This is a genomic window from Priestia aryabhattai, assembly GCF_023715685.1.
GTDB classification, from domain to species: Bacteria; Bacillota; Bacilli; order Bacillales; family Bacillaceae_H; genus Priestia; species Priestia aryabhattai_B.
Genome location: NZ_JAMBOQ010000001.1, coordinates 335470 through 356964 on the forward strand (window position 1 = coordinate 335470; position 21495 = coordinate 356964).

25 protein-coding genes and 1 riboswitch are annotated in these 21495 nt (G+C 39.3%); of the genes, 6 read left to right on the forward strand and 19 right to left on the reverse strand.

Annotated elements, in window-relative coordinates:
* Positions 1-70 precede the first annotated feature (70 nt).
* The gene (locus M3225_RS01735; RefSeq protein ID WP_014458620.1) at positions 71-820 is read left to right on the forward strand and encodes a sulfite exporter TauE/SafE family protein; all 750 of its coding nucleotides are present in this window, start codon (positions 71-73) and stop codon (positions 818-820) included.
* Positions 821-841: 21 nt separating this feature from the next.
* Here M3225_RS01735 and M3225_RS01740 read toward each other — a convergent pair whose 3' ends face one another.
* From M3225_RS01740 to M3225_RS01750, 3 genes are all read right to left on the reverse strand, one after another.
* A complete protein-coding gene (locus M3225_RS01740; RefSeq protein ID WP_251390683.1) occupies positions 842-1336 on the reverse strand; it encodes a GNAT family N-acetyltransferase in 495 nt (164 codons plus the stop codon).
* Between the two features lie 72 nt (positions 1337-1408).
* Complete coding sequence (locus tag M3225_RS01745) at positions 1409-2050, reverse strand: NAD(P)-dependent oxidoreductase (RefSeq protein ID WP_251390685.1); 642 nt, start codon at positions 2048-2050, stop codon at positions 1409-1411.
* 130 nt (positions 2051-2180) lie between these two features.
* Entirely contained in the window at positions 2181-2843 is a 663-nt protein-coding gene (locus M3225_RS01750) for an MgtC/SapB family protein (RefSeq protein WP_251390688.1), read from the reverse strand.
* A 111-nt stretch (positions 2844-2954) separates the two neighbouring features.
* Between M3225_RS01750 and M3225_RS01755 the strand changes: the two genes are divergently transcribed.
* Complete coding sequence (locus M3225_RS01755) at positions 2955-3764, forward strand: class I SAM-dependent methyltransferase (protein WP_251390690.1); 810 nt, start codon at positions 2955-2957, stop codon at positions 3762-3764.
* 43 nt (positions 3765-3807) lie between these two features.
* Positions 3808-4524, forward strand: a complete 717-nt coding sequence (locus tag M3225_RS01760; RefSeq protein ID WP_251390692.1) for a poly-gamma-glutamate hydrolase family protein — start codon at positions 3808-3810, stop codon at positions 4522-4524.
* Between the two features lie 60 nt (positions 4525-4584).
* Here M3225_RS01760 and M3225_RS01765 read toward each other — a convergent pair whose 3' ends face one another.
* The 3 genes from M3225_RS01765 to pdxR are packed head-to-tail and all read right to left on the reverse strand — an operon-like array spanning position 4585 to position 6526.
* The gene (locus M3225_RS01765; protein WP_251390694.1) at positions 4585-4905 is read right to left on the reverse strand and encodes a hypothetical protein; all 321 of its coding nucleotides are present in this window, start codon (positions 4903-4905) and stop codon (positions 4585-4587) included.
* An 18-nt stretch (positions 4906-4923) separates the two neighbouring features.
* Positions 4924-5094: a hypothetical protein gene (locus M3225_RS01770; RefSeq protein ID WP_251390696.1), complete on the reverse strand. Its 171-nt coding sequence runs from the start codon at positions 5092-5094 to the stop codon at positions 4924-4926.
* A 28-nt stretch (positions 5095-5122) separates the two neighbouring features.
* Complete coding sequence (gene pdxR / locus M3225_RS01775) at positions 5123-6526, reverse strand: MocR-like pyridoxine biosynthesis transcription factor PdxR (protein ID WP_251390698.1); 1404 nt, start codon at positions 6524-6526, stop codon at positions 5123-5125.
* Between the two features lie 112 nt (positions 6527-6638).
* Between pdxR and M3225_RS01780 the strand changes: the two genes are divergently transcribed.
* Entirely contained in the window at positions 6639-7037 is a 399-nt protein-coding gene (locus M3225_RS01780) for a GNAT family N-acetyltransferase (protein WP_251390700.1), read from the forward strand.
* 194 nt (positions 7038-7231) lie between these two features.
* On the opposite strand, the gene alaP is transcribed toward M3225_RS01780, so the two are convergent.
* The 3 genes from alaP to M3225_RS01795 all read right to left on the reverse strand — a co-directional run bounded on the left by alaP (position 7232) and on the right by M3225_RS01795 (position 9534).
* Positions 7232-8635, reverse strand: a complete 1404-nt coding sequence (gene alaP / locus M3225_RS01785; RefSeq protein ID WP_251390702.1) for an alanine permease AlaP — start codon at positions 8633-8635, stop codon at positions 7232-7234.
* Positions 8636-8937: 302 nt separating this feature from the next.
* On the reverse strand, positions 8938-9096 hold the full coding sequence (locus tag M3225_RS01790) for a DUF1540 domain-containing protein (protein WP_116514611.1): 159 nt from the start codon (positions 9094-9096) through the stop codon (positions 8938-8940).
* Between the two features lie 99 nt (positions 9097-9195).
* Complete coding sequence (locus M3225_RS01795) at positions 9196-9534, reverse strand: hypothetical protein (RefSeq protein WP_251390704.1); 339 nt, start codon at positions 9532-9534, stop codon at positions 9196-9198.
* Between the two features lie 69 nt (positions 9535-9603).
* Positions 9604-9705, reverse strand: a riboswitch (SAM riboswitch).
* A gap of 120 nt (positions 9706-9825) precedes the next feature.
* On the opposite strand from M3225_RS01795, the gene M3225_RS01800 reads away from it, so the two are divergent.
* Complete coding sequence (locus tag M3225_RS01800) at positions 9826-10122, forward strand: hypothetical protein (RefSeq protein WP_251390706.1); 297 nt, start codon at positions 9826-9828, stop codon at positions 10120-10122.
* Positions 10123-10134: 12 nt separating this feature from the next.
* Here M3225_RS01800 and M3225_RS01805 read toward each other — a convergent pair whose 3' ends face one another.
* The 6 genes from M3225_RS01805 to M3225_RS01830 form a co-directional block, all read right to left on the reverse strand.
* Positions 10135-10581 carry a GNAT family N-acetyltransferase gene (locus tag M3225_RS01805; RefSeq protein WP_251390708.1) on the reverse strand — a complete coding sequence of 149 codons (447 nt, stop codon included), beginning with the start codon at positions 10579-10581 and terminating at the stop codon, positions 10135-10137.
* A 79-nt stretch (positions 10582-10660) separates the two neighbouring features.
* Positions 10661-11101 (reverse strand): hypothetical protein, encoded by a 441-nt coding sequence (locus tag M3225_RS01810; protein WP_251390710.1) that lies wholly within the window; start codon positions 11099-11101, stop codon positions 10661-10663.
* A 108-nt stretch (positions 11102-11209) separates the two neighbouring features.
* Positions 11210-12199: a glycosyltransferase family 2 protein gene (locus tag M3225_RS01815; RefSeq protein WP_251390712.1), complete on the reverse strand. Its 990-nt coding sequence runs from the start codon at positions 12197-12199 to the stop codon at positions 11210-11212.
* A gap of 12 nt (positions 12200-12211) precedes the next feature.
* On the reverse strand, positions 12212-13897 hold the full coding sequence (locus M3225_RS01820; RefSeq protein ID WP_251390714.1) for a DUF6044 family protein: 1686 nt from the start codon (positions 13895-13897) through the stop codon (positions 12212-12214).
* A gap of 37 nt (positions 13898-13934) precedes the next feature.
* Positions 13935-14357: a GtrA family protein gene (locus tag M3225_RS01825; protein ID WP_251390716.1), complete on the reverse strand. Its 423-nt coding sequence runs from the start codon at positions 14355-14357 to the stop codon at positions 13935-13937.
* Between the two features lie 158 nt (positions 14358-14515).
* The gene (locus tag M3225_RS01830) at positions 14516-15841 is read right to left on the reverse strand and encodes a metallophosphoesterase (protein ID WP_251390718.1); all 1326 of its coding nucleotides are present in this window, start codon (positions 15839-15841) and stop codon (positions 14516-14518) included.
* 221 nt (positions 15842-16062) lie between these two features.
* Here M3225_RS01830 and M3225_RS01835 point away from each other — a divergent pair, with 221 nt between their 5' ends.
* The gene (locus tag M3225_RS01835) at positions 16063-17448 is read left to right on the forward strand and encodes a protoporphyrinogen oxidase (protein ID WP_251390720.1); all 1386 of its coding nucleotides are present in this window, start codon (positions 16063-16065) and stop codon (positions 17446-17448) included.
* Positions 17449-17922: 474 nt separating this feature from the next.
* Here the strand turns inward: M3225_RS01835 and M3225_RS01840 are convergent, their stop codons facing one another.
* The 4 genes from M3225_RS01840 to M3225_RS01855 all read right to left on the reverse strand — a co-directional run bounded on the left by M3225_RS01840 (position 17923) and on the right by M3225_RS01855 (position 21350).
* Complete coding sequence (locus tag M3225_RS01840; RefSeq protein WP_251390722.1) at positions 17923-18774, reverse strand: VOC family protein; 852 nt, start codon at positions 18772-18774, stop codon at positions 17923-17925.
* Between the two features lie 207 nt (positions 18775-18981).
* Entirely contained in the window at positions 18982-19920 is a 939-nt protein-coding gene (locus M3225_RS01845) for an MBL fold metallo-hydrolase (protein ID WP_251390724.1), read from the reverse strand.
* Positions 19921-19944: 24 nt separating this feature from the next.
* Positions 19945-20871: a DMT family transporter gene (locus M3225_RS01850; protein ID WP_251390726.1), complete on the reverse strand. Its 927-nt coding sequence runs from the start codon at positions 20869-20871 to the stop codon at positions 19945-19947.
* A complete protein-coding gene (locus M3225_RS01855; RefSeq protein WP_251390728.1) occupies positions 20868-21350 on the reverse strand; it encodes a GNAT family N-acetyltransferase in 483 nt (160 codons plus the stop codon). Before M3225_RS01855 ends, M3225_RS01850 begins: the two co-directional genes overlap by 4 nt.
* Positions 21351-21495 lie beyond the last annotated feature (145 nt).

Below are 21495 nucleotides of genomic sequence, written 5' to 3' on the forward strand. Positions count from 1 at the left end.
GAAGAACGTAGCACTTGCCGAAAATGTTATGTGTCTGCATAGAATAAGTGTTGAAAGAAGGAATTGGTTTATGGATGTTTCAATTGTTTTAACAATGTTAGCCGTCGGACTGATCTTAGGATTTGTCGGGGCAGGCGGATCAGGTTTTATTATTTCAATTTTAACGCTGCTGTACGGCGTATCTGTACACGTTGCTCTCGCAACGGCTCTTACCGCAATGATTTTCTCTTCTTTATCTGGCGCAGTCAGTCATTATCGTGAAGGTAACGTATCTTTAAAATCCGGTATCTCTGTTGGTATCCTCGGCGCATTAGGGGCTTGGATTGGGTCTAACCTTTCATCATTTATCCCAGAAGGCGAGCTAAAATGGCTAACAGCCGGCATGCTTTTATTATCTGGTGTTTTGCTTTGGCTGCGAATGTTTTTATTTTCCCGTCAGCAAAAAGAACGTACTATTCCAACAGGAGCTAAATTTGTCGTCTATTCTTTACTAATTGGCTTGATTACCGGCGCTCTGTCAGGAATGTTTGGAATTGGATCAACTCCATTTATCCAGCTTGGCCTTATGATGGTGTTAGGCTTGTCTATCCGCCAGTCCGCTGGGACGACGATGCTCGTTATTATTCCGATTGCGATCGGCGGAGGAATGGGCTATTATCAGCAAGGCTTTTTAGATATTCCGCTTCTGATTCAAGTAGTTGTAGGCACAATGGTCGGTTCATACATTGGAGCAAAGTTTACAAATCGCGTACCTGCTCCCGTGTTAAAAACTTCCCTTGTGGCACTGCCTATTTGCTCTAGCTTCCTCCTTGTTATTTAAGAAAAAAGCTTGAACTCTCGTTCAAGCTTTTTTTATGTTCATCTGATAAACAAACTGCTCGCCTTGACTTCCAAAAATACGCCGGTTTGTATCGACAAAGCCGCTTCGGTTATATAGATGCTGCGCAGCCGTGTTTTTATGATTCACGCCTAGCACTACTTCATTTTTAGTCGGAAAGTGATGTTGGATAAAAGAAGAAAGAAGTTTCAATGACTTTTTGCCAATTCCATTTCTTTGATAATCAGGATGAATGGAATACGACCGTATTAAAAGCGCGCCGAAGCTATCGGTATATTCTTTAACGGCTTCCCCTGCATCGAGTACGAAAAAACCGGCTAGTTTGTTTTCTACCAAAATCAAAACGGGCGTTCTGTCCTTTTCCTGCTCACACTTCACTATGGCTTCAACAGGGAGTGCTGTATAAATGAGCTGCTCTTCAGGCAGCGTATAATTATGTATAGACGAGTCGTAGGTTTCACTATAAAACGCTAGCGCTACGTTTTTTGTATTCTCCATTTTCTGCTGTACTCCCTCCTTCTTTTTTCATAGTATATCATGCACAAAAAAAGCCGCATAAAGCGGCTTTTTTTATCTAGCGTCGGATACAACGGTAAAACGTTCGTTTACATGCTCTCCTCGCTCAATTTCATCAACAACAGCAATCGCGTAATCAGCATAGCTGACGTGGCTCTTTCCTTCTGAGTTTAAAATGACATGATCTTTTCCTTTTTTATAAGCATCCGTTCGTTTTCCTGAAGGATTAAAAAATGCTGCCGGGCTAATAAACGTCCAATTAATGTCGCTTGTACTTTCTAAGTCTTTTAAATTTTGAGCTTGATTGTCAGCTGTCGCTTTGTACTCTTCTGGAAAATTAGGCGTATCTGCTAGACGCGTCGTTTTCTCTTCATCGACAAACAAACTGCCTGCTCCTCCTACAACAAGAAGACGAACGTCCGGAGCTTGTTTAAATACATGGATTAACGCCTGCCCCGCTTCTACATGAAGATGTTCTTTTCCTTCAGGAGCTCCAAATGCATTTACCACTGCATCCAAGCCTTCAATATCTTTTGCCGTAATATCAAAGATGTCTTTTTCCAGTGTACGAACATCCCTTTCTTCTACTTTGCTCGCATCGCGTACAATTGCTGTTACGTCATGCCCACGATTTAAGGCTTCTTTTACGATAAAACTTCCTGCTTTTCCTGTAGCACCTACGACTCCAATTTTCATTTTAAAACCTCCAGTAAAATTCTCCATACTTAGTAGTAGCCTCTTTTTGTAGTGCTAAAACACATCGGGCGAGTTCAAATAAGTAAAAGGCCTCCTGAAGAAGGCCTTTTGACAAAAAATAAATGATTACTTATTCAATTTCAATAAATAACACGTGAGCCATAGAGTGAATTGATTTAATCAACTCTACTTTATTTCCTTTCTTTTTTGCCTTTCCTTTTATCTCAACAAAATAAAGCAGTTCCCCTTGATGATGATCCTGGTGAATTTCATAGGATGAAATCATAATATTTTCCTTTTCAATCTTGTCAAGCAGCTCATAAATATCCTCTTGATTGGCTGCACGAAACTTAATTAAAATGGAATGAGTAGAAAGAGATGTAAACATTACGTTCAATATTTCTAAGCCAATCAGCACCAGTACAGTTGCGCTAATGCCGACTGTATACATACCCGCCCCAATTGTTAAACCAATTCCCGACGTGGCCCATACGCCTGCGGCTGTGGTGAGCCCTCTAATATGCTGCTTTTGAATAATAATCATACCTGCTCCTAAAAACCCAATACCGCTTACTACTTGTGCTGCAACCCGGCTCGGATCAAGGGCCATATGATCTTGATGAAGCACGTCTGAAAAGCCATATTTCGAAATTAACATAATCAGCGTGCTACCGACAGCAACTAAAAAATGAGTGCGAAAGCCCGCTTCTTTTGCTCTAAATTCTCTTTCTAAGCCAACCAAGGCTCCTAACAGACCCGATAGCGCTAGACGACTAATAAAAGCTGCGGTCATTTTTTCTCCTCCTTTCTCTTCATCTTCATTTTTTCATAAATGCACCTATTAACTATTTCTATTTTTGTTATAATTTACTATAACCAATTTTTGAAGGGGAGGCTAATCAAAGTGGATAAAATCATTGATTATTACAGCAGATTCGATGAGTGGGGACGATTAGAACGCGAGCCTATTGAGTTTCAAGTAAACTGGCATTTTATAAAAAAGCACCTTCCTCCTAGCGGACATATTTTAGATAACGGTGCCGGACCGGGAAGATATGCCTTGAAACTAGCAGAAAACGGCTACGAATTAACTCTAACTGATTTGACCCCTCATTTAGTTGAAACAGCCAAAGAGAAAGCTTTAGAACGGCAAGTATATAATGCATTTTGTGATTTCCACGTGGCAGATGCCCGGAACCTTCAATGTTGTTCAGATGAACAATTTCATGCGGCATTAATGCTTGGACCAATGTATCATTTGCAGAAGAAACAAGATCGCATTCAAGCCGTTCGAGAGCTTCATCGAGTCACAAAGCCAGGAGGAACTGTCTTTATTTCGTTTATGCCGCGCATTCAGCACGTCATTTCTTCTTTAACATCGCCGGAGCGTTTAAAACCAAACGACACGGCAAAAGCACTGCATGATTTTTATGAATCAGGCTGCTTTGATCATGCCGAAGAAGGACGGTTTACTCACGCTTATTACACTGAGATTGACGATATTATTCCTTTTTTAAAGGAGCACGGATTTCAATGCGTCGAGCTGATTGCCTCTAACGTTGCTTCATCCGTTAATTCAGAGGAATGGAAGTACTGGCAGGAAACGTCTCCTGAAGAAATGAACAGCATCATTCAGCTGCTTATCCAACAAGCATCGAGCCCTTATCATCTTGGACTGTCTTCTCATTTACTTTATATCGGGCGAAAATACTAATAATCACCTCTATGTATCATAGGATACATAGAGGTGATTATTAATGAACCGTTTCAAATGGAGTACAAGCATTTTACTATGTTTGATGTACAGCTTTTTGATTAGCCCTCCCTCGTACGCAAGCGGTGACTATTATTCCTCTTATGCAGAACTGCAGCAGCACGAGATTCTCCATCAAGACTACGATATTCGCTACGAACAGCGCTTTAGCTATCTATCCATTATGGCCATTCACGGCGGAGGAATTGAACCAGGTACATCAGAAGTCGCCAAAGAACTCGCCGATCGCTTTTCCGCTTCTTATTATTTATTCGAAGGCATCAAGTCAAGTAACAACGGAGTTCTGCACATAACCTCAGAAAACTTTGACGAACCGATTGCTAGAGGGATGTCTCAGCAAAGCATGTCCGTCATGACGATTCACGGCTACAGCGGCAGCCAGCCTATCATATATGTAGGCGGCAAAAATCAGCTTTATAAAGAGCTGGTGAAGCAAGCGCTACGCAAAAACAGCTTTACAGTCCGCGACGCCCCTTCTGACATAGCCGGAACAAGCGAGCAAAATATTGTAAATGATAATCTTCTAAAAGCCGGAGTACAGCTTGAACTCACAGCCGAACTAAGAAAATCATTTTTCGTAAACCATGATTGGTCGAGAAACAACCGCATGAATGTAACACCGCTTTTTCATACATTTGTCACTTCCTTACAAGAAGCATCTTCTTCCTATCAAACTTTCCTTTACTTTCAAGTTCACTAACTTATCAACTCTTGCCTATTCCTTGATTTCCAGACAAAAAAGCCAGCGCAGTCTGTCTAATCAAACGCGCTGGTTCTTATCTATTTCTCTCGCTAAAATAGACCGTTTAAATCCTTTTTGCTCAAAAAACTCCTTGATTTCACTTGTACTTTGATAAGAAAGCCTAATCACATAGTAGTTAATATATTCAATCCAAGCAAACGCGTAAAGGCCCAGAAAAAAAGCAAGTCCCTTAACTCCTAACTGCACACAGTGATAAATGAGCACACCTAAACTTAACGCAAGAAGAATTTTATTTAATTTCTTAAAAAGTAGAAACAACTGAATGTAGTTAGAGGGCAAATGAGAATCTTCTTTTCGGCTCACTCGCCTCCATTTCATACACCAGTACAAGCTTCCTTAAAACAGGATAAACTCAAGTACGATAAAAGCATACACACTAGAAAATGTTGTTAAATAAAAAGCTAGATGAGAAAACTCATTTAAGTACCCTATCCACAGCACAGCGAACAGTAAAGTTGCCGTAAGCTCTCCTGTCCACAAGCGAAATAATTTCCGCTTTACTTTCATAGAAATCCCCCTAGCATATCCCTCAATCTTACTGTTCAAACCAAGCTGTAAACAGCAAGTTTACACCTGTTTTTATTTCTTCATCAGACAGTCCCGCAAATCCAAGCAATACATAAGGCGTCTTGTTTTCATCGGTACTATGATAATAAATCGACGTTGGATAAATCGTTACCTCTTGCTTGGCAGCTACTTCAATTAGTTTCTGTTCACTCATTCCGTTTTTTACCTTAAGAAGAATATGCAAGCCAGAATGTTCTCCAATAACATCTACACGTTCTCCCATAATAGTAGTCAAACAATCTAGAAGCAGCGCTTGTTTTTTCCGGTATGTTGTTCTCATTTTATTCAAGTGGCGTTCCCAGTGCCCTTCTTTCATAAACAGAAAGAGCGTATGCTGAGGAAGTCTTGAAACAGGCTGTTTAAAAAGCCCACAGTGCTTCACATAGCTTGCAAGAAGCCGATGTGGCAACACGGCATAACTTATTCGAAGAGAAGGCATCAACGACTTTGAAAACGTACCTGTATAAATAACGCGATCGTCTTGATCAAGTCCTTGAAGTGCCGGAATTGGTTTTCCTTTATAGCGAAATTCTCCGTCATAGTCATCTTCTATAATGTAGCCGTTCGTTTTTGCCGCCCACTCCAGTAATTCAAGCCTTCTTGCAATCGGCATGACCATACCAATAGGAAATTGATGAGACGGGGTAATATACACCGCATCCGCTCCGCTTTCTTTCAGTTCCTTCACTTTCAAGCCAGAATCATCAAGAGAAATAGGGACAACCGACATACCTTGTTCTTGAAAAACGTGCCTCGTTCGGTGAAAGCCTGGGTTTTCGAACCCAATTATCTTTTCTTTTCCCAGAATGACAGAAAGCAGCCACATGAGATACTGCGTACCTGCACCTATCACAATTTGCTCCGCTGTACAGCGCACTCCTCTTGAATGGTAAAGGTACGCTGCAATTTCTTGACGAAGGAGCAGTTCTCCCTGCGGATGTCCGCTATAAAAAAGCTGGCTTTCATCATGATAAATAGCTTGCACCGTTAGCTTTTTCCACGTATTATACGGAAATTTTTCCACATTTATCTTTCCATGGCTAAAATCAATGGCAGTCGATTTCCGATCTTTTTGCGGCAGAGACACATAGACGGGAGACTGTTTTTGAGGTACTACTTCATTTTTTATCTCTTTTACAAATGCTCCTTTCCTGGCTAGTATCTCGATATAGCCCTCTGCTTCTAATTGCACATAAGCCGCTTCAACCGTATTTTGGCTAATGCTTAAATGAAGAGCTAGCTTTCGTTTAGAAGGCAGTTTTTCATGAGGCGGAATGGTACCTTTTTGAATTTGTTTCTTTATGTAGGTATAAAGCTGCATGTATAAGGGATCTGCTTTTCTTTTATTAAGCAAAGGCATTAACTCTAACATGGTGTTCTTTCCTTTCTAACTGATACTATCAAATTTACTATTTCTGACACTTACTTTCAGTTCAGTTTCTTCCTATACTGGACTATATCTTATAACTTAAGGAGATGACACAATGACCATCACTTATAAAACCAACGTCGCAATCCGTGCCCAACAAGCCGCTGAAGTGTTTGTACATTCAGGTATTAAACGTCCTGCACAAGATCTTAATCGTATTCAAAGAATGCTTGATCACGCTTCTCTTACCATTACCGCTTGGAGCGACAGCGAACTCATTGGCATAGCCAGAGCGTTAACAGATTTTAGCTACTGCTGCTATTTATCAGATTTAGCGGTCGTAAAAGACTATCAAAACCAAGGAATTGGTACACAGCTCATCAAGCATGTTCAATCAGAAATCGGCCAAGAAACCGCGCTGATTTTACTTTCCGCTCCTTCTGCTATGAACTACTATCCAAAAGTCGGCTTTCATCAAATTGATAACGGATTTAAAATTGACAGAATTCGATAGAAGCGAAGAAATGAGCTTCTCCTTTCTTTTTATCCAATAACTCATGAGTTCTCCTTTATAATTAAATAGTACAGAATAAATAGAATATTTTCTACATTATTTATACGTACCAATGGTCCCTTAAAATAAACTAAGCCTTCGCGTATAAACTGATGATAAAAAAAGACCTCTTTCCAAGAAAGAGGCCTCTTCATTTATTTCACTAGCTTTTGCTCAGTTGCAGCTGAACCTTGACTTCGTTTATGGAATCCTTTTGCGTAATACGCGATAATAAGACCGATAAACCATAATGGTCCGATGACAACTGCAATTCTTGTATCTGGATTATACGCCATGAGAACAACAACAAGCGCTAAGAACGCAAGTGATACATAAGATGTTAATGGAAATAAAGGCATTTTATATTTTAACTTTGCCTCTTCACCCTTTTTTAACGTTTTGCGATACTTAATTTGAGAAAGCAAAATAATTCCCCACGTCCAAATTGCACCGAATGTTGCAATGCTTGTTACCCACGTAAATACTTTGGCAGGCACAATATAGTTTAACGCTACTCCGACTAATAGCGCACCCGCTGATGCTAAAACAGCCTTTCCTGGTACGCCGCCTTTTGTAAGCTGACTGTATCCTTTTGGCGCTTCGCCGTGTTCTGCTAAGTTGAACAGCATACGGCCTGTACTGAAAATACCGCTGTTACAAGAAGAAAGAGCTGCTGTTAGCACCACAAAGTTAATGATACCAGCCGCCGATGGAATGCCGATTTTTTCAAATGTTAATACAAACGGACTTCCCTGTGAACCAATTTCTTGCCACGGATAAATCGACATAATGACAAATAATGCACCGACGTAGAAAATAAGAATACGCCAAAAGACAGAATCAATTGCTCTTGCTAGAGATTTTTCCGGATTTTTCACTTCTCCCGCGGTAACGCCAATCATTTCAATTCCTAAATACGCAAACATTACCATTTGCAACGACAGCAAAATACCTTTGAATCCGTTCGGGAAAAGTCCTCCGTTGTCCCATAAATTTTTGATACCGGTCGCAACGCCGCCGTTACCGATTCCAAACACAATCATCAATACGCCAACGGCAATCATTAACACAATCGCTAAAATTTTAATAAGTGCAAACCAAAATTCCAGTTCACCATATGCTTTAACAGCTAAGAAGTTAACGGTTGTCATGATGACAAGCGCTGATAACGCCCAAATCCAGTTTGGTACATCCGGATACCAATACCCCATATAAATACCAACGGCTGTAATTTCAGCCATACATGTAACAACCCATAGAAACCAGTAATTCCATCCTGTTAAATAACCAGCGAGCGGCCCTAAATAGTCACGCGCGTACTTACTAAATGAACCTGCAACAGGTTTTTGAATCGCCATTTCTCCAAGTGCTCTCATAATAAAAAACATAATCATTCCGCTAAATCCGTACGCCAATAATATTCCCGGCCCTGCTAATTTAATAGCAGATGCAGACCCAAGAAACAGTCCTACCCCTATGGCTGCTCCTAAGGACATCAGCGTCACATGTCTTTCTTCTAACCCGCGTTTCAATTCTTTTTCCTGAGTTTTCCCCTGCATAAACGTCTCCCCTTTTTCCAATCTGTCAAAACGAGATGAACACAACCTTTTTGTTAGCGCTTTCATATAAGTTCGTGCTAAAAGACAGGCTGTATATTTGTATTCTATCACCTTTCTCTCACTTTTCTTTTGTCGAAAAACAAAAAAAATATCGTATCATTTTGTTTAAACGCACAATTAAGCGTTCGCACTGCTTTTTTAATATGTATTTATTATTGCGCCTAAGTAATAGCATTTTAAAAAAATAGAAAAACGCCGACTCAACTCCGTCAGCGCATCGTTCATTTTATGAAAACTAGCATTTATCTCGCCGGTTCAAAAGTTTTACAGCCAGGTTCTTCCGTGTCAGAAACATGGTGACTACTTTCAGGACTCACAACGTAAATGGACTCTGCACTGCATTTATTTCCGGATTTCCAATACATACACTCATTCACTTCACATAATACACCTTGGGCCACTGTTATCCCTCCTTTGCTTGTCTTATCTATTTACTACCCGAAATATAATACTTCTAACATTTTCACGCAAAAAACCGCTTGTTTATCAAGCGGATCTTTTTATTGCGTGTGTTTAACATACTGTTTTTTAGCTAAATATAACTCACGACTCAGCGTGATCCGTCGTTCTCTCAAGTGCCTTAATTTAGCCTGAAATCGTTCGTTAGTTGGCTCTTCTTGAATTAAGCGATACGTAAAAGAAATATCTTCATTTAACTGTTTAAAATCTTCCCATATCTCTTGAACTAGTGCGGATTGTTTTTCTTCAAATGAACAATTTTGCTGCGTTTTTAGCGCGGCTAAAATTTCATGCTGCCACGTTTCGTCTTTTATTTCTTTTGCTAATAAGTATAAGTCTAAATAATCATCAATGCTTAACGCCGTTTGTCTATTGTTCAATGTCCTCACCTTTTCTATACAAAATGTTTCTTCGTAAGAAGAGGATTTTATCATAGAAAAAGGTTCCTCTTCTTATCTGTCAGAGCTAGGCTATGCTGGAATTAGCACCATTCAATAATTGTGGTTGCTGAGGCTTCAAAGGGCCAGTCCCTCCACCTCTCTAGATAAGAATATTTCGTTTTGGATTATTTCTGACTATTCTAATATGTTTTATAGGTTACGTCAATACTTTTTCAATAAAAAGAAAAAAGAAGTAAAATATGGTATGCTTTCATAAAGGATGGTGAGCACATGAAACGATACATGTTATCTGCTTTTTCGGGAAGCTTGCTGTTGCTTCTCAGCATTGCCTTTTCATCTACTTTCCATATTGCAATTGTCAAAACAACTGGAAGCATCGGAGGGATTATTTTAGCAGCGGCGGCTTTGGTTATGAATGCGCTTGAAGATCCCCCCTCCTCAAATAATACAGGTGGAGGTGCTGTTGAAGTACTAGATAAAGGCGCCGTTTGGGCTACTTATTTACTTTTACTTTCATTACCAAACCTCATCGCATGTATAACATCTTATGTTTTATGGACTCGCTGACATTCACCAACATTACGGACGTTTTACCACCTGCAGGCTCATTGATATTTGCTTTTCTACAAATCCAAGTTCACGATACACATGCTGTGCAAAATTCCCGGCATGGACGCTTAGTCTGATTTCACGGTACCCTTTGGCAGACAATTCATTGATCGCTTTTCGCATTAACGGCTTGGCTAGACCTTGCCCGCGGTATTCGGATAAAATATATAATTCGTAGATAAAGCCAATTTCTTCTTTTGAAAAGAAGTCGGCAGATGGCCCGGCAAGAACCCAGCCTGCGAGTTTATTTTCTTGTCTCGAGACTAAATAATAACATCCTTTTTCAAGTGCGCTATCAATTAGTTCATTTACGCGTTCAGTTGGCGGATGAAACTGCTTCATTGTTCCTTCAAACAGTGCATCAGCAGATTTCGTCCGAATTTCTTGTATTTCTTCTTCAGTAGCTTTCACAATCATTACGATCTCTCCTTTCGTTTTGCTTTTCCACATGCACAGGTGAATTCCTGCAAAAAAGTCTTCGCCTAAGCGAAGACTTTTATTTAAATTCAAAATGCTCTTGGTGATTGCCTTGTTCATCCGTCCAGTTAATCACGATGTCTAAACTTGCAGCTTTTCCAGGAACAGCAAAATTGGCATAGCGAAAACGCTGACCGCTTTTGCTTAAGTTAGACCTTTCAATAGGAGAAAACAAGCTGTATTTCGCCTTATTTTTTCCTTCGTGTCGAAAAGCTTGGACCTGTACCCGCTCTACATCTTTTCCAATGTTTTCAACGATTAACCCATATGTATGATAGACGTTATTTTTCCATTTTAGCTGATTATCTCCTGCCATACTCGCTTTTGTCAGTTCAACTGACCATTGTTCAGATGCTCTCTTCATTGGAAGCTTTTCAATAGAAAGAGCGCTAACATGAATGGTTGCAAAAGCAAGCCAAACAAAACAAAAAGTGCTGACTGTATAAATTAGTCTTTTCATAGATTTTGATCTCCTTAGAAATTTTAGTAGTAGCATCTCCTATTACCCTAAAAATTATGATATACGTTTTAACACAAAAAGCCTCTCCATTCAGGAGAAGCTTCTTAGTTAATGCATAAGCAAATCTTTTTGTTTGTCTAATGAGTGTTTCGTATATAAATCTCTTTCAATCGCATATTTAGGACGCTGTTTCACTTCGTTGAAAATCTTGCCAATGTATTCTCCGACAAGCCCTATCCCCATTAGCTGCAGGCCGCCTACAAGCCAAATCGATAAAATAAGAGACGTCCAGCCAATTTGTGTATGATCTAAATATTTTTGAATCAGCGCATAAATACCAAACGCAATACTAAAGAGAAAAGAAGCTCCTCCAAGCAGCGTTAATAATCGTATAGGCGCTACGCTAAAAGATGTAATCCCGTCAAATGCGAAAGCAAGCATTTTCTTTAGCGGATATTTTGATTCGCCCGCCGTCCGTTCTTTGCGGTCATATGTGACTTCCGTGGAGCGAAATCCTACTAATGGTACAAGGCCTCGTAAAAAGACATTTCCTTCTTTGTATTTCATGAGTTCACCAAGAGCACGTTTGCTCATGAGACGAAAATCCGCGTGATTTTGAACGAGCTGAATTCCTAGCTTATTCATAAAACGGTAAAATCCTACTGCCGTGGTTCGTTTAAAAAATGTATCGGTTTCTCTGCTGTCTCGAACACCATATACGACTTCATACCCGAGCCAATATTTTTCCACAAAAGTACGAATGACGTTGATATCATCTTGCAAATCTGCGTCAATGGAAATGACGCAGTCAGATTGTTTGTAAGCTGCTTCTAGTCCTGCCAGCAAAGCATTTTGATGTCCTACATTTCGCGCTAGCTTTAACCCTTTTACAAATAAATTACTGCAGCTTTCTTTTTCAATAAGCGACCACGTGCTGTCTTTACTTCCATCGTCCACAAATAAAATTGTACTTTCACCTGATACAAGACGTTCATCTATCAGTTCTTTTACTACAGTAGTTAATTGAAAAGACGTCTCGTTTAATACTTCTTCTTCGTTGTAGCATGGAACAACAATCGTTAAAATAGGTCTGTTCATTTTATTACCCCCTTACTTTGCTTCATATACATACACTTTCCAAGCGGACTGTTTATCGTTAAATGCTTTTAAAAAGTGCAAACCGTCACTTTCAGCATTTTCGATTGGCACAGCTGAAAAGATATAGCGACCGCCCATTTTTTTAAATTGATTGATATTAAGCTGTAAATGACGGATATTTTTTGTTGAGTCTTTACGGTAATCATATTTTTTCCCTAGCTCGCTAACAAACACATAGCAGCGGTTGCCCCAGTGATCATAGTAGCTTTCTAACTTTTTATTTTTATCAAGCTCTTTGGCAATGATTTTGCGAAACTCATGTTTATACGTTAAGGGATAGAAGTTGTTATACGTATCTAGCGTATAAAAGCCGTTATACTGAGCAATTGATGGATGAAGCCCAATGCTTGCTACCCGATAAGATGATTTAGGTTTTCCAATATATCTGCTTATTTCATCGAATTGATGAACAGCATAAAATCCTTTAAACGACGGTTCGTGATTGTAGCGATAATAAAGTTCAGGGTTCGCTATAAATAACACAAGCAGCTGTAAAATCAAACACACCCACACAAACTTCTTCCACGTCTTGCCCCGCTTCCATAAAACATAGCCGCCAACTGCAAACATCAAATAAATAATGAGCGGGCGTAAAAAATGAAATCTAGCAAAGTTGAACGTATTTAAAAGCTGAAATTTTTCTTTTAGCAGCTCCCATCCTTTATAAAACCAAAACGCATACCAAATCGACAGTAGTAGATTAAGAATAAATAACTGCAAAAACGTTTTTTCAAGCTTTCCCTTGCGATTCCGAGCAACAATCCACAGCACGACAAAAGAAAGCGGTAAAAGCACAAAGGTATGAAGCGTCATTACATGCGTATGCCCAAGCGTATAGTTCTTCAAAGCAAGGCGAACGGAATGTCCAAAGCTTAGAGTAGAGCTTAAAAATTCATTTCGACTCGTCGGGTCTTCCGGAAATAAAAGAGAATCAACAAGCCGGTATTCAATGAGCAGAAAGACAGCGGTCATCGCTGCAATACTGCTTAAAAAAGGAATATTCCACGCTCGTTTTTTTACTGCATCTCTTAGCCATAGCAGCCCCATCGCCGCTAAAAAGAAGAAAAATCCTAGCACAAAACTCGCGTAAAACGGAAGCAGCAAAAGTGTAAGCCATTCCTTCCACGTTCCTTCGCGGTTTCGAATGGTTAAAAACGCCCACAGCGCCAGTGGCTGTCCTAATGTACTCAGCATGCCCGAAGGCCAAAAAGGAGTAAGTGCAAAAGCAAGTGATACAAGCACTCGAATCGCATAAGCATCTTCGCTTGTGATAAAATGCTTTTTTAATAATAAATACATTCCAATTAAAGCAAATACGCGCGTGATCGTTTGGCTGAGGCTGTACGCAAGCATGCTAGGAAATAAGCCATATAGCCACTGAATACCGCTAAATTCTGTTCCAAACGTATTTCTTGGCAATCCATTAATAATTTGAGGTAATACGGCATGACTAGACCCAAACAGCTCTCCGCTTTGATGCAGAACTTTATACCACGTAATATTTGAATCTAAATTATCGTGCACGCGTATATGTGAATTTTCCCCGAGCAAAAACATGGGGGATACGTACGCAACCAGCAAAAGGAAAGCAATAATAAGCAATGTTTTTTCTTTATTCATAGCTGTTTCTTTCTTCATCTGTTAACACCTATTTCCATTTCATAATTGCTAAAAGCTAATCGTGTATGACGACTGCTTCTTTTTTTTCGTTGAACACAACATATTTTTGACCCGTATAATTTAAAAGCGTATACAGACCTGTTCCAATTAATATACCGACGTCTTTTTTGAACGGGCGCACAGTAGCAGGGAGTTGATGCAATAACCAGCTGGAGAACTGCAGTCCGATATAGTAAGACAAACCGTAGCAAACGCCAATAACTAAAATAAAACGCAGTATGCTTTTAGATAAATGAACTCCGCTTTTAAATGTAAATATTCGATTTAAAACGTAGCTGACTACTGCCCCCGCTGCGTTGCCGACAAACGTTGCTGCCCAGTAATGATGAAAGATATGAAGCAGCACATACATAATGGAGAGGCCTACTCCTGTATTAATCAGCCCTACTACTAAAAAACGTCCAAAAGATCCTTTCATACAAACTCCTTTTGATTTTAATACTTTCATGAAGATTACATATTATGACTTTAAATACAGTTTTAGTGTAACAACTCCACTTAAAAATCTAATGAAAATAACATTAAAAACAGATGAAAAAAAGCTAAAAGAATCAATAAAAATCAGGATTCTTTTAGCTATTTAGTAGAGCCTTCAATGATTAATTTTTGATCACTTTGATTGTCAAACGCATCCACTGCTGCTACTTCTATTTGATACGCAGTATGAGGCTGCAGACCTGATAACGGAAGAATTAAAACATCCGGAACAGGATCGCTGTAATATTGAGAAAATGCATTATATGTTTTGACAACTTTTCCAGTTTCTTTATTTTTGACGGTAATGCGATAAGAATGAACCATCAGATTATCCACCGCTTGCGTAAACTGGATATAAATCTGATTCGATGAAGCTTTTTCTTGTATAACAGAAATAGTAGAGCTTGGAAGAAAAATTGGTTTTACTAAATCTCGTTCATTCGTGTAGTGAAACTTTTTTGCATCTGCAGGTATGTCAATTTCCCACGCTTCTCCCGTCCACTTATTTGCGTGAAAATCCCGCCTTTTAACTACTACTTTTCGATTATAAACCTCTACAAGAAGACCTTGACTCACATCTCGGTAGCCAGGAGGAAGTTCACCTTGTAAATATCCAGCACCGGGCCATATATACCGAACAGAAGACGTTGCAAGAGATGTAAAATCCTTTTGAAAAATAGTACGAGGATCGTCCAACGGATGGTGGGTATGACCGGAAAATGTAATGACTTGCGGATAAGGTTTTAACGTATTGTAAAGAAGCTGTTCATTCACTTCTATTCCCCATCTGTTTTTTCCGTACAGTGTATTGTTAATAGGCTGATGAATAAAGACAAAAATCGGTTTTTTAGGATCATCTCGCTTTGCTATCTTCAACTGTTCACCAAGCCAGTTAATTTGTTTGATTGAATAATCACCGGCGGTCAGACGGCTTTCTGTTCCAAGCATGATAAAATGATATCCTTTTATCACTTGATGAAAGTAAAGAGCTTTCATTTTGGTTTTAGATAAAAAACGCCGCTGCGCTTGCTGATTGGTTACACTGTCCCGGTATTCATGATTACCAATTGTAAAAAGAGATACGGCTTGCGGCTGTTTATTTTGATTATAAAGAGAAAAAAAGCGGTCGTATTCTTTTAACGCGCCTGTATCAGCCAAATCTCCTACTACTACAAATGCATCTTGTTTTGGTGCCTGTTCATTTAATTGCGTTAATGCATGTTGAAAAGTACGCAAATCAAGCGTTCCTGTTTCCTTAATATGAACATCACTGATCACAGGAAAAACTAGCTTTGGTTCGATGTATCCGCTTCGTCCGCTCTTCTCTTCGGCTCGTACGTTCAAGGTAATACCGCATATAAGAACACTTATTAATACGAAAGCGAGCCAGTCTTTTTTCAGCGTTTCCATAAAACCGCCGAGCATGATGCTTCCTCCTTTCTTCACTGCTGCGTCTCAATCATTTTCTCTACGTGTATGAGCTTTTATTTTATGTAATTTCAAAATATCTAATCGTATAGTTTCAATATTTCTTTTCGTGTTTGCACAAACTATGTTCACAATCAATTCATTACACTTTTCCTAGTCATAGTGGTATGATTTTCGTATATTACAGACTAATTGTTGAAGATGTAGGAGTGAATACTTTGAAAACGGTCGCTGTTATTGGAGGAGGAATTACGGGCTTAACTACTCTGTACTATTTGCAGAAACTAAAACGAGAACGTAATCTCCCGCTTAAATTATTATTACTAGAGAAACATTCCCACCTAGGAGGGAAAATTAATACGCGTGAAGCTGGGGAATTTATCATGGAAACAGGGGCAGACTCTATCGTCGCTCGAAAAGAAAACGTTATGCCTCTGCTAGAAGAACTATACTTAACGAACGATTTGGTGTATAACGAAACAGGAAAATCGTTTATTTATTCTGCTAATGAGCTACTGCCAATTCCTGAAGATACTATGTTCGGTATTCCGACAAGCGTGGAATCTCTTTTTAAAAGCGAGCTAATTTCTTCAAAAGCTAAAATTACAGCTTTAAAAGACTTAATCACTAAAAATACAACGTTTACGAAAGACAGCTCAATTGGACTCTTTTTAAAACATTTTTTAGGAGAAGAGCTAGTAGAAAAGCAAATTGCACCTATTTTATCCGGGGTCTACTCTGGGGATTTAGATAAACTCACGATTTCTTCCACTCTCCCGTATCTGCTCGACTATAAAAACACGTACGGAAGTATCATCAAAGGAATGGGAGCCAATGAAAAGAAATTTAAAACGGCAGGAAATAAAAAATTCATTTCGTTTAAACAAGGTTTATCAACGATTATTCACCGCTTAGAAGAAGAGCTTTCTGACATAACGATTTTAAAAGATACGCCAACCACCAGCATAAAACGGGACGGTGAGCGCTACCGAATCAGTACGCCGAGGCAAGACTTTTCGGCGGATTACGCAGTGTTAGCTACACCGCACACGGCTGCTCAGCACCTGTTGAACGATCCCGAATTAAACGAAGACTTTGAGCAGTTAAAAGATTCTTCTCTCATTAGCGTGTACATCGGTTACGACGTTCCAGACGAATCTCTTCCCGCTGAAGGCACTGGGTTTATTGCCTCTCAATCAAGCAACTTAATCGCCAATGCCTGTACGTGGACGAGCAAAAAGTGGGCTCACACTTCTAAGCGAGGGAATTTGTTAGTTCGCCTGTTTTATAAAAGCACGAGTCACCACTTTGACAGCTTGCGGACGATGTCAAAAGAAGAGCTGCTGGCCATGGCACAAAAGGACATTGAAAACAGCTTAGGCATCAAAGAGCAACCCATTGAAAACGACGTAACCAATTGGGATAAATTAATGCCTACCTATCACCTTAAACACGGTGAACTCGTACGCAGCTTGACTCAAAAATTGCATGACAAGCACCCCGCTATTAGATTAGCCGGCTGTTCCTACTATGGAGTGGGGATTGCAGCGTGTATAACAAACGGCAAACAAACTGCTGAAGCTATCTCTCAGCAGTTGGCTTAACCGAGGTTTGAAGACAATAAAAGGCCTGAAAATAAATGTATTATTTTCAGGCCTTTTATTACCTTTTTGTTAGCATATAAAGCTACTTTCCTTACTATTAACAACTCTTTTATCGCTTTTCTTTTTGCAAAGCAGCAGTAGCAAACAATACAAGATAACGCTCGTCTGAAGTTAATCTAAGCCAGTGTTTCACTTTATATCTCACAGCTTTCCGCTCCCTTCCTTTAAGGTTTTATATGAAAAGACTTTATATAAAGATTCAATAACGATAAGAAATGATGCTTGATATGTATTTTATTCCCACGCCCACTTGTTTACAAACTTTTTTAAACGTAAGACTCTTCGTTTATTTCCCCGAAAATAACACCGTTTTCGCTATTATCATCCTACTATTTGAGAAAAACGTGTACATTCCTTTCTTATTTTGACGAACATTGCGATAAATAAAAGCTGCCAATCGCGGCAGCTTTTATTTTAAAGGACTAATCTAATTATATTGCCTGATGGATCTTTTGTGACAAAACCTTGGTTTTCTTTATACACAGTTGCTCCGATTCCACGAAGCTGATTTATTGCCTGATTCCTTACTTCTTCAGTTGGAAAAACAAGCGTAAATGACTCTAAACCAACGCTGCTTTCAAGAGGACTAGGCGCTCCAATTCCATTCCAAACGTTTAATCCGATGTGATGATGATAGCGCCCAGTTGAAATAAACAATGCTTGATTATGGTAATTGCTCACAACGTCAAAACCTAATCCATTTCGATAAAAGTTTTCCGTTTGTCCTAACTCAGAAACGTGAAGGTGAATATGTCCCATTAAGGTAGCTGAAGGCAATCCTGTCCAAGGTTTACCGTTTCCTTCAGCTAATATCGCTTCTGCATCTAAAGGTTTTGTAGCCATTACTACTTCACTGTCATTCCATTCCCATGTACTTGACGGACGATCTCGATAAATCTCTATGCCGTTTCCATCTGGATCTGCCAAGTATAGCGCTTCGCTCACTAGATGATCAGACGCCCCTTGAAGCGGATAACCGCTATTTAACAAATGCTGCAGGATACTTCCTAAATCAGAACGAGTCGGCAACAATAGAGCAAAATGATACAAACCTGTTGTACGAGGCTGTTTTGCTGTAACGTTTTCCGGCTGTTCAATCGATAACAGCGCCGTGCGTCCATCAGCAGTTAACAAGGCTTTGTTCTCTTTTCTCCCTAAAAGTTGAAAACCAATTATTTGTTGATAAAAAGCGAGTGAACGCTCTAAATTTTCTACTTTTAAATTCACTTGCCCAACAAAAACATGCGGTGCACGATGAAAGTACATGATCATTTCTCCTTTAAAACATATCATTTTTTAATCGACTTACTTTATGTAACTTATTATATTTTTATAACTTTATTTCGTCAAGTTATTTATTTTAATATCATAACTTTAATTAAAACTTATATCACGGTACAACAAATTAAATAAGCTCGCCCTCTCATAACATAGTATGAACAGGCGAGCTTATTTACCATTATGTATAAATCATCAAAACAGTTCTCTGCTTCTGCGTTTGACGTTTCCATTAACAAAATACTGTATTCTTTCTTTTTCTACATTTGTGGGCTTCTTATACGTTTCATATTCAAACTGAAAAAATGCTTTTTCTAGGTCTACTTCATTTCCTACAATTTCTCCGATAGTACTCAATTGATGTAAATCTTCCCAAAGCTCCTCAGAGGTTTCAGGATGCCAATGAGATGAGAGATAATACTGCGCATCATATTTTTTAAGCTCTCTCTGAATCCGCTCAAAGTCTTCTTTATCATGACTCCAGTCACCGCTATAAAAATCTGGACATAGACAATCACCTAAAAACAGGACTTTTTCTTGGGGTACGTAGACAATGGACGAGTCCTGCGCGTGTGCCCCTCCAATATGCTGAATGCAACAAGTGATTCCACCTAGGTCAACTTCCATATGATGATGAAACGTTACGTCCGGCTCCTGTAAAATTAACGTCTCTCGACTCGGCATTTCTTTCTTTATCATATCCCGGCAAAATTCGATTTCCTCCCCCTTCTGGACGCGTTTATCCAAGGAATCATCGTCCCAGCGCAGTGTCTTTAAATAGGCCAGCTTTTTCTTCGTTAAATGATGGCTGATTGTATACTTGTTCATTGCATGAATGCCAAATGTATGATCCCAGTGCCAATGCGTAATAGCTACTCCTTTGATTGGAGGGGCGCCCATTTTTTCAACTTCTTCTAAAAATGATGAGGCATGCGCAGGAGAATTCCCAGCATCTACGACGAAACTATACTTCTCCCCGCATATAAGCCCGAGCACCGGTCGATCCGTTTCTTCAGAGTGAGGAAAGTAATAAACGTGATCCGTTAGTTTTTTCAGCATATTTACACCTGCTTTATGTAGTTTAATAAAAGCCTCTTTACCAAATGGTAAATAATGATAAATAAACTGGATCATACTCGGTGCTGCTTGCATATCCAATTAGCTGATATTCGACTTTTCTTGAAGAGCTATGACTTTTTCCGGCTCTGCTGCTTTGTACTTTAAGAATACCATCACACTAATCATCACAATCGTTCCTCCCACTAGCTGAGAAGCTGTTGTCATTTCTCCAAGCAAGAAATAAGCGAGAATGATGGCACCAATTGGCTCGCCTAAAATAGCCATTGAAATCGTTGTAGCACCTACATACTTTAACAGCCAGTTAAATAAGGCGTGACCAAAAATATTAGGAATAAGCGCTAAAAGCAAAAAGATCCACCAGTCCTTTGTGTCATACTGAGTCAGCGATACATGTGTCCAAATATTGTAGACAAATAGAACCAGTCCACCGATTAAAAAAACGGCGAAGCTATAGATGATTGGAGGCATTTTCCTGCATAAGTCTTGTCCCGCCAGCATATGAACAGAAACAGCCACTGTACCTAAAACAGAAAGTAAATCTCCGTAAAGAGCCGTTTTAGATACTCCGATATCTCCCGATGCGATAATCGCTGCGCCGCTAACAGCGATTAAAATGCTGATGATTCCTACTTTGCCTGTTTTTTCTTTAAATAAAAAATAAGCTCCTGCCACTACGAAGACCGGCTCAAGCGCAGTCAAAATCATAGCGCTAGCAACTGTTGTATGTGAAAAAGACTCCATCCAAAACAGAAAGTGAAGTCCTAAAAATACGCCTGATACAGCTAGCATTAGCCATTCTTTCACCGTGGTATTTTTTAAAAGAACGTTCATTTTCCTCCATGGTAAAAACGGTAAAAATAAAAGGACCGTAAACAGCAGTCTATACATCCCTAAAATAGAAGCAGGCGCTTCCGACCATTTAATTAAAATAGAAGAAAAAGAAACGGCTAATACACCCACTAAAAGGAATAACGCAGGCGGTAAAGGCAGGGTTGATTTATTCATACAAGTACTCCTTTTAGACTGTCTTTTTTCATATTTGCTACAGGAATATCCACTCCGTCTCTATGTACGATTTCTTTTTCCTCTATGTAAAAGCCGATTGATTCATACAAAGCTATATTGCGAGAAACACTTATTCTCACCTTGCATGATAAACTTTCTTTACCACACTCTTTTGCGTATGTTTCTAACCATTGAATAAGCTGTTTAGCCATTCCTTTTCCTTGAAAAGAAGGAATAACAGATAGGCGGTAAAAATATAAGCTCGTTTCTTCTAGCGTAAAACGCGCCATCGCTATTGGCTTATTTTCGATATATAAAATGACAGCTTCTTTTCCGTTCTTTAACGATTGCATAATAGATTCTATTGTTTCATCAAGAGCACTGGACGGTGGTACAGAATCGCGATATATCGAAAAAGCTTGCAGCATAAGATCGTGAACTGTAGCAGCGTCCTCCGGCTGTGCTAAACAGTACTTCATAATTTCCACCCTCTTTCTATAAAAATTAATTATATCGAATCATTATACAGCATCACCTATTTTTTTCCTACATCTTTTATTGATTTTTATCAGGGAGAATAACCTCTTCCCACGCTTTTATGCCTTCTAACTTTACTCCATTAAT

Excerpts from the sequence above, each read along its gene's own strand:
- M3225_RS01735 (WP_014458620.1), top strand. The coding sequence starts at position 71 with ATGGATGTTTCAATTGTTTTAACAATGTTAGCCGTCGGACTGATCTTA.
- M3225_RS01740 (WP_251390683.1), bottom strand. The coding sequence starts at position 1,336 with ATGGAGAATACAAAAAACGTAGCGCTAGCGTTTTATAGTGAAACCTAC.
- M3225_RS01745 (WP_251390685.1), bottom strand. The coding sequence starts at position 2,050 with ATGAAAATTGGAGTCGTAGGTGCTACAGGAAAAGCAGGAAGTTTTATC.
- M3225_RS01750 (WP_251390688.1), bottom strand. The coding sequence starts at position 2,843 with ATGACCGCAGCTTTTATTAGTCGTCTAGCGCTATCGGGTCTGTTAGGA.
- M3225_RS01760 (WP_251390692.1), top strand. The coding sequence starts at position 3,808 with ATGAACCGTTTCAAATGGAGTACAAGCATTTTACTATGTTTGATGTAC.
- M3225_RS01765 (WP_251390694.1), bottom strand. The coding sequence starts at position 4,905 with ATGAAATGGAGGCGAGTGAGCCGAAAAGAAGATTCTCATTTGCCCTCT.
- M3225_RS01770 (WP_251390696.1), bottom strand. The coding sequence starts at position 5,094 with ATGAAAGTAAAGCGGAAATTATTTCGCTTGTGGACAGGAGAGCTTACG.
- pdxR (WP_251390698.1), bottom strand. The coding sequence starts at position 6,526 with ATGTTAGAGTTAATGCCTTTGCTTAATAAAAGAAAAGCAGATCCCTTA.
- M3225_RS01780 (WP_251390700.1), top strand. The coding sequence starts at position 6,639 with ATGACCATCACTTATAAAACCAACGTCGCAATCCGTGCCCAACAAGCC.
- alaP (WP_251390702.1), bottom strand. The coding sequence starts at position 8,635 with ATGCAGGGGAAAACTCAGGAAAAAGAATTGAAACGCGGGTTAGAAGAA.
- M3225_RS01800 (WP_251390706.1), top strand. The coding sequence starts at position 9,826 with ATGAAACGATACATGTTATCTGCTTTTTCGGGAAGCTTGCTGTTGCTT.
- M3225_RS01805 (WP_251390708.1), bottom strand. The coding sequence starts at position 10,581 with ATGATTGTGAAAGCTACTGAAGAAGAAATACAAGAAATTCGGACGAAA.
- M3225_RS01810 (WP_251390710.1), bottom strand. The coding sequence starts at position 11,101 with ATGAAAAGACTAATTTATACAGTCAGCACTTTTTGTTTTGTTTGGCTT.
- M3225_RS01815 (WP_251390712.1), bottom strand. The coding sequence starts at position 12,199 with ATGAACAGACCTATTTTAACGATTGTTGTTCCATGCTACAACGAAGAA.
- M3225_RS01820 (WP_251390714.1), bottom strand. The coding sequence starts at position 13,897 with ATGAAGAAAGAAACAGCTATGAATAAAGAAAAAACATTGCTTATTATT.
- M3225_RS01825 (WP_251390716.1), bottom strand. The coding sequence starts at position 14,357 with ATGAAAGGATCTTTTGGACGTTTTTTAGTAGTAGGGCTGATTAATACA.
- M3225_RS01830 (WP_251390718.1), bottom strand. The coding sequence starts at position 15,841 with ATGCTCGGCGGTTTTATGGAAACGCTGAAAAAAGACTGGCTCGCTTTC.
- M3225_RS01840 (WP_251390722.1), bottom strand. The coding sequence starts at position 18,774 with ATGTACTTTCATCGTGCACCGCATGTTTTTGTTGGGCAAGTGAATTTA.
- M3225_RS01845 (WP_251390724.1), bottom strand. The coding sequence starts at position 19,920 with ATGATCCAGTTTATTTATCATTATTTACCATTTGGTAAAGAGGCTTTT.
- M3225_RS01850 (WP_251390726.1), bottom strand. The coding sequence starts at position 20,871 with ATGAATAAATCAACCCTGCCTTTACCGCCTGCGTTATTCCTTTTAGTG.
- M3225_RS01855 (WP_251390728.1), bottom strand. The coding sequence starts at position 21,350 with ATGAAGTACTGTTTAGCACAGCCGGAGGACGCTGCTACAGTTCACGAT.